At 73.2% G+C, this 6,513-nt stretch carries 6 protein-coding genes; 5 read left to right on the plus strand and 1 reads right to left on the minus strand.

Annotation, left to right across the window (positions count from 1 at the left end; translation table 11 throughout):
* Nucleotides 1–121 precede the first annotated feature (121 nt).
* The gene (locus ACZ7P3_RS22395; RefSeq protein WP_472084278.1) at nt 122–901 is read right to left on the minus strand and encodes an O-methyltransferase; all 780 of its coding nucleotides are present in this window, start codon (nt 899–901) and stop codon (nt 122–124) included.
* Nucleotides 902–1,055: 154 nt separating this feature from the next.
* On the opposite strand from ACZ7P3_RS22395, the gene sigE reads away from it, so the two are divergent.
* The 5 genes from sigE (at nt 1,056) to ACZ7P3_RS22420 (ending at nt 6,387) form a co-directional block, all read left to right on the plus strand.
* Nucleotides 1,056–1,766 carry an RNA polymerase sigma factor SigE gene (gene sigE, locus ACZ7P3_RS22400; protein ID WP_472084594.1) on the plus strand — a complete coding sequence of 237 codons (711 nt, stop codon included), beginning with the start codon at nt 1,056–1,058 and terminating at the stop codon, nt 1,764–1,766.
* Nucleotides 1,763–2,794: an anti-sigma factor family protein gene (locus ACZ7P3_RS22405; RefSeq protein WP_472084280.1), complete on the plus strand. Its 1,032-nt coding sequence runs from the start codon at nt 1,763–1,765 to the stop codon at nt 2,792–2,794. The genes sigE and ACZ7P3_RS22405 overlap by 4 nt, the downstream gene beginning before the upstream one ends.
* A gap of 133 nt (nt 2,795–2,927) precedes the next feature.
* Nucleotides 2,928–4,949 (plus strand): S1C family serine protease, encoded by a 2,022-nt coding sequence (locus tag ACZ7P3_RS22410; protein WP_472084282.1) that lies wholly within the window; start codon nt 2,928–2,930, stop codon nt 4,947–4,949.
* Nucleotides 4,950–5,035: 86 nt separating this feature from the next.
* Nucleotides 5,036–5,479 carry a sec-independent translocase gene (locus tag ACZ7P3_RS22415; protein WP_472084284.1) on the plus strand — a complete coding sequence of 148 codons (444 nt, stop codon included), beginning with the start codon at nt 5,036–5,038 and terminating at the stop codon, nt 5,477–5,479.
* Nucleotides 5,480–5,715: 236 nt separating this feature from the next.
* Nucleotides 5,716–6,387, plus strand: a complete 672-nt coding sequence (locus ACZ7P3_RS22420; protein ID WP_472084286.1) for a hypothetical protein — start codon at nt 5,716–5,718, stop codon at nt 6,385–6,387.
* The last annotated feature ends 126 nt before the right edge of the window (nt 6,388–6,513 follow it).

Consider the following 6,513-nt stretch of genomic DNA (forward strand, 5'->3'; position numbering starts at 1 on the left):
GGGGCGCACCGAAGTGCAGCGGCTCACGGGAACACCGAAGCGCAGCGGTTTCCGGGAACACCGAAGGGCGGCGCGCGGGGATCACCGTTCGTCCGCGGGGATCACCCTTCGTCCGCGGGGATCACCGTTTGACGGCGCACAGCAGCCCGTCGCCCACTGGCAGCAGCGACGTCACCAGCTCCTGGCTCTCCCGCACCGTGCGCAGCAGCTCGCGCAGCCGCAGCACCTCGGTCGGCTGCGGCCCCGAGTCGACCGTACGGCCGTTGGCGAAGACGCCCTCGAACACCACCAGGCCCCCCGGTCGCAGCAGGCGCAACGATTCAGCGAGGTAGTCCGAGTACTCCTGCCGGTCCCCGTCGCAGAACACGAGGTCGTAACCGGCGTCCGCGAGCCGCGGCAGCACTTCCAGGGCGCGGCCCGGGATGAACCGGGCCCGGTTGCTGGCGAAACCGCAGGCCCGGAACGCCTGCCGGGCGAACTGCTGGTGCTCCGGCTCCGGATCGACCGTGGTGAGCACCCCGTCCGGCCGCATGCCGTGCAGCAGATGGATTCCGGACACTCCGCAGCCGGTGCCGATCTCCGCGACCGCCTTCGCGTCCACGGAGGCGGCGAGCAGTCGCAGCGCGGCGCCCGCGCCGGGCGACACCGAGCGCAGCCCTGCGTCCCGGGCCCGGTCCCTGGCCCAGCGCAGCGCTTCGTCCTCGGCGACAAAGGCGTCGGCGAACGCCCAGCTCGTCTGCCGGTTGCCGGTAATGACCCTCTCCTGTCCCCCTGGAATGCCTGGGCGTGACTGTATCCGTTGGCGCCGGGAACCCGCAGATGGGACTGGGCGTTTAAAGGGTTGGGCCGGTGAGCCGGGACGCGATGGGGGGTAAGAGGTGGAACAGGACGCCGAGCACATGCTGACGCAGCCGTATGAGCCGTATCAGCGCGTATCAAATTCTCGTAAAACCGCTTATCCGGAGCTAACGGGCGAGGTGGCTATGGTAGGGGCTCCACTGGACACCACCAGAGCCGACAGGGGAGGTGCGGCTGCGCCTGTGGATCGGGGAGGAGTGCTACGGCGCTTCCTCGGATCGGCAGGGAAGCCGAAATCCGTGAACGACACCGCTGACAGCCACGCCACCGGCACCGCCGTGGGCGACACCCAGACCGCGACCTTCTCCACCGACGCGGACGGGCAGGCATGGACTCCGCCCACGTGGGAGGAGATCGTCAGCACGCACAGCGGCCGGGTCTACCGGCTCGCCTACCGCCTCACGGGCAACCAGCACGACGCGGAGGACCTGACCCAGGAGGTCTTCGTCCGTGTCTTCCGCTCCCTGTCGACGTACTCGCCCGGCACCTTCGAGGGCTGGCTGCACCGCATCACCACCAACCTCTTCCTGGACATGGTCCGGCGCAAGCAGCGCATCCGCTTCGACGCCCTCGGCGAGGACGCGGCCGAGCGCCTGCCCAGCCGTGAGCCCACCCCGCAGCAGGTCTTCAACGACGCCCACTTCGACGCGGACGTCCAGCAGGCCCTCGACACCCTTGCGCCCGAGTTCCGCGCCGCGGTCGTCCTGTGCGACATCGAAGGCCTCTCGTACGAGGAGATCGCCGCGACCCTCGGCGTGAAGCTCGGCACGGTCCGCTCCCGGATCCACCGCGGCCGCTCCCAGCTGCGCAAGGCCCTGGCCCACCGCGCGCCCGAGGCGCGCAGGGCCGAGCGGCGCTCCTTCATGCCCCGCGTCCCCGCTCTGGGAGGAGGGGGCGCGACCGCGTGAGTGGATCACGACCGAAAGCCGCGGAGGCACACTTCGCAGAGCAGCACCTGGGAGACCGGCTCTCCGCCCTGGTGGACGGGGAGCTGGGTCATGAGTCGCGCGAGCGCGTCCTCGCCCACCTGGCCACCTGCGCCCGGTGCAAGGCGGAGGCGGACGCCCAGCGCCGACTGAAGAACGTGTTCGCGGAGGCGGCACCGCCGCCGCCCTCGGAGAGCTTCCTGGCCCGTCTCCAGGGTCTTCCCGGGGGCGGTGACCTCGACGGCGACGGCACCCCGTCGGCCGGGGGAGGACTCTTCGGACGAGACCCGGAGGCCGGGGTCTTCGGAGTGAGGCGCGGCGAGCGCTTCGAGTTCGGCTATGTCCCCGTCGGCCCGCACGCCGGCGTCGCACCCGCCTCCGCCCCCGAGGAGCGTGGTTTCCGGATCCACCCCGTCGGCCGGCCCGACGGCGACCGCTCCGCCTCGCGCGGGCTGCGGTTCGCGTTCGCCGCCGCCGGCGCGGTGTCGCTGGCGGCCGTCGCCCTCGGCGGCATGACCACCGCCATCCCCGGCGACGTGGCCGCGGACGCCCGCGGCGGCTCCGGCTCCGCGGGCGTGGTCCCGGCGCGCTCGACGGGCGCCGGGGCGGGGGCGATGGCGCCCGACGCCCAGCGTCGGCGCACGGCGGGACCGCTGCTCGCCCAGGGCGGCGGCCTGCTCGGCCAGACTCCGGTGGCGCCGACCTCCATGTCCGCGCCGCTGGTGCCGGGCGTACCCGACCCGGTCCTCGGGCAGCTCCAGGACACCGTGCACGACCTGACCGCACCGGTGATGGCCGGTGCGGCCGCGGTCTCGCCGCTGATACGTCCGCTGAACCAGGTCTCGGCGCTCCCTCTGTCCTCCTGGACCCCGAGCCCCCGGCCGGCCGGCCCCGGCCTGCTCTCCGCCCCTGCCCCCGACCCCGCCTCGGCCTCCTCGGTTCCCACGACCCCCTCCGTCTCACCTTCCGCCCCGTCCGCCCCTTCCTCCTCCTCCCGTCGGGCGCCCTGACCGGCCCCTGCGCCCCGGCCGCCGAACCTGGTTGAATCCTGTGCAGCCGTGCCCGCGGCGGTGACCCGGGCACGGAGTCGACGTTCCGCGGCCACCGCCCATGCGCAAGGCCGCGGCCAGCCGTGGGGAGAGCATGAACGAGGGGAACCCGACGCAGGTCCCGCCGGGGGAGCAGCAGGACCGGGCGTCGGCAGGGGAAGCGCCGGAGAGGCCCACGGTCATGGCCGAGCCGCTCACCGACGGCGACTTCGAACTGGCGAAGCCCGCACCGCCCGTGCCCGAGTCGGCGCCTGCCGACTCCGCGAGGACCGGATCGGCCGTGACCGGGTCGACGGCGGACGAGCCGACGGCGGCCGGGCCACGGGCGGCCGAGCCGGCTGAGCCGGCCGCGACCGCTCCGGTGGTGACCGCACCGCCCGAGCCCGGGCCGACGGCGACCGGATCGGTCGTGGACGCGTCCGGTCCGGGCCCGGAAGACCCGGGTGCCCCCGGCGCGCCGGCTGTCGAGCGGATCAAGCCCCTGCACGACCCCGACCCCTACGGCACCCCGCCCTACGGCGAACCGGGCCCCTGGGCCCCCGCGCCGCCCGTCCAGCACCCGGCGGCGGCACCGGCGCAGGGGACGGCCGCAGCGGCGCCGGTGGCCGCCCAGACTCCGGCGCAGGGGACGGCCGCAGCGGCGCCGGTGATCGCCCAGACTCCGGCGCAGGGGACGGCCGCAGCGGCGCCGGTGATCGCCCAGACTCCGGCGCAGGGGACGGCCGTTGCGGCGCCGGTGACCATGCAGGCGCCGGCGCACACGGCTGTGCCCGCGCACACGGCTGGGCCCGCGCCGGTTCACGCAGGCCCGCCCCCGGCCGTACCGGCGCCCGGGGCTCCCGGCACGGCCGCGCACACCGCGGATGCCGGTTCCGTCCCTCCGGCCGGACCGACCGGTGATCCCTGGCAGCGCTACGACCCCTGGGCCGTTCCCCCCGCCGGGCAGCAGCCCCTCGTGCCCGGGCCGCTGCAGCAGAACGGCTCCGCCGCGCCCACCGAGCGGCAGCGGCGCAGGCGGAGCGTGCGCCTGGCCGTCGTGTGGACCCTGCTGGTCGCCGTCGTCTCCAGCGGCGTCGGCGGCCTCGTGGGCGCCTACGTCGAGCGCGAGGGCGTGGGGGACGTACATCTGCCGCAGGCCGGGAAGGTGCCCGCCGGACGCGCGCCGGACAGCGTGGCCGGGATCGCCGCCCGGGCGCTGCCCAGCGTGGTCACCCTGCATGTGCGCGGGGCCGACGAGGCGGGCACCGGCACCGGGTTCGTCCTCGACACCCACGGGCACATCCTCACCAACAACCATGTCGTCCAGCCGGCCTCGTCCGGCGGCGAGATATCCGTGACCTTCAGCAGCGGCGACACCGCCAAGGCCAAGGTCGTCGGCCACGACAGCGGATACGACCTCGCCGTCGTCCAGGTCAGCGGCGTCCGCGGACTCACCCCCATGCCCCTCGGCAACTCCGACGACGTCCGGGTCGGCGACCCCGTCGTCGCCATCGGCGCCCCCTTCGACCTGGCCAACACCGTCACCTCGGGCATCATCAGCGCCAAGGAGCGTCCCATCACGGCCGGCGGCGAGAAGGGCGACGGGAGCGATGTGTCGTACGTCGACGCCCTGCAGACCGACGCCCCCATCAACCCGGGCAACTCCGGCGGTCCGCTCCTCGACTCCCGGGCCCGGGTCATCGGCATCAACTCCGCCATCCGCTCGGCCGACGAGAGCTCCGACTCCACGGGCGGACAGGCCGGTTCCATCGGCCTCGGCTTCGCCATCCCCGTCAACCAGGCCAAGCGGGTCGCCGAGGAACTGATCAACACCGGCCGTGCGACACACCCTGTGATAGGCGTCACTCTCGACATGGGGTACACGGGCGACGGCGCCCGCGTCGACACCAGGGCGGGCGACGGCGGCCCCGCCGTCATCAAGGGCGGCCCCGGCGACCGGGCCGGGCTCAGGGCGGGCGACGTCATCACCGCGGTCGGCGGCGAGCGGGTCCACTCGGGTGAGGAACTGATCGTCAAGATCCGCGCACACCGGCCCGGCGACCGGCTGCGTCTGACCGTCGAACACGGCGGAGAGCGGGAGGTCTCACTCGTGCTGGGCGCTTCGGAGCAGAACTGACAGAAGTCTCACCTCGGGACGGTACCGGTCTGCCAGGTACGCCGGGTACCGTTGAGCGACCGAGAACATCGCAATGGGAGCGTCAGGTGTTCAATGACATAGGACCACTCGAGCTGGTGACGATCGTTGTGCTCGCCGTGCTCGTTTTCGGTCCGGACAAGCTCCCGAAGGTCATCCAGGACGTGATGGGCACGATCCGGAAGATCCGTGAGTTCTCGGAGAGCGCCAAGCGGGACATCCGTGAGGAGCTGGGCCCCGAGTTCAAGGACTTCGAGTTCGAGGACCTCAACCCCAAGACGTTCCTTCGCAAGCAGCTGGACAGCGATGAACTGGGGCTGAAGGAGATCCGCAACGGCTTCGACCTGAAGAAGGAGATGGCCGAGGTCACGGATGCCGTCCACGGCAGCGAGACCCCGTCGCCCTCCTCCTCGTCGGCCACGCCCCCGTCCGGAGGGCGCCTCGACATGACCAAGAAGCCCGAGGAGCCCGGCAAGGACGACCGTCCGCCCTTCGACGCGGACGCCACCTAGCCCGCACCTGGCCCGGCCCCGACGCGCGGACCCAGCGGCGGACGTGACGCGTTTCATAGCGCGCACCCGCCGCTCACGGCGTGGACGCGCTGTCGGCGCGACCCACGCGCCGGGCGCTTTCCCTACGGCTCTCAGCGGTGTGGATATGCTGCCGAGTTGTTGTGCGGACCGGAGGAGTACGCCCGAAGGGGGGCGGGCCGCCCCGGTCCGACGAGAACGAGGAGGCGTCCGGGCAGATGGAGACGACGAGTCGGGTGGGCGCGCAGGCGCCGGACGCGGGGGGCGGACAGCAGTTCCCCTCCGCCTGGCGCACGGTCGGCGGCTACCTGCAGGCGCCCTTTCCGTGGTACGGCCTCGACGAGGCGTTCACGGGTCCGCGCTGGCTGATGCAGGTCGGCACGGCGGCCGACGGTGCCGTCGAGCACGGTTCGATCGGGCACGGTGACGAGCCCACCGTACGCAACGAGCATGTCGCCGGCTCGGCCGACGAGCCCAGGGGGAAGTTCGCGGTCGTGGTCACCGTGGCCGCGAATCCGTCCCGCAGAAGTGCCGACGGTACGGGGCTGCTGGAGGCGACCTCGGTCTCCTCGGCGGCGTGGCTGGCGGGGGTGGGACTGCTGACGTTCACCTGGCCGGGCCAGATGGACCACAGCCTGCGGGACGACTGGCTGGAGCAGCAGACGGAGACCGCGTGGGCCCTGGCCGACGATCTCGACGGGGCCGAGTGGTCCACGCTCTCCCTTCCGGTGGACGGGACGCCCATGCCGTTCCACTACCGGGAATCCGAGTTCGGGTGGGTGCTGGCCGGTTCCACCGAGGCCGGCGTGCACGTCGGGGCCTATGGGCGGGGCATGAGCGCGTACGGGCTCGGGTTCGCCGTGGTGAAGGACATCGGCGCCTACGCCTAGTCCGACAGCCGTGAGGCCCGCGGCCCGAGCTCGCTCCCGAAGCGGGAGCCGCGGGTTCGCATCCTGCCGGGCACACAGCCAGGGGCCGGCTCAGGGGGCATGATCCCCCGGACTGGCCCTCCGGGC

The sequence above is a fragment of the Streptomyces sp. NPDC107581 genome, assembly GCF_055657175.1.

What these genes read in the sequence shown, in the direction of transcription:
- ACZ7P3_RS22395 (WP_472084278.1), bottom strand. Translation starts at nt 901, where the DNA reads ATGTGCTCGGCGTCCTGTTCCACCTCTTACCCCCCATCGCGTCCCGGC.
- ACZ7P3_RS22410 (WP_472084282.1), top strand. Translation starts at nt 2,928, where the DNA reads ATGAACGAGGGGAACCCGACGCAGGTCCCGCCGGGGGAGCAGCAGGAC.
- ACZ7P3_RS22420 (WP_472084286.1), top strand. Translation starts at nt 5,716, where the DNA reads ATGGAGACGACGAGTCGGGTGGGCGCGCAGGCGCCGGACGCGGGGGGC.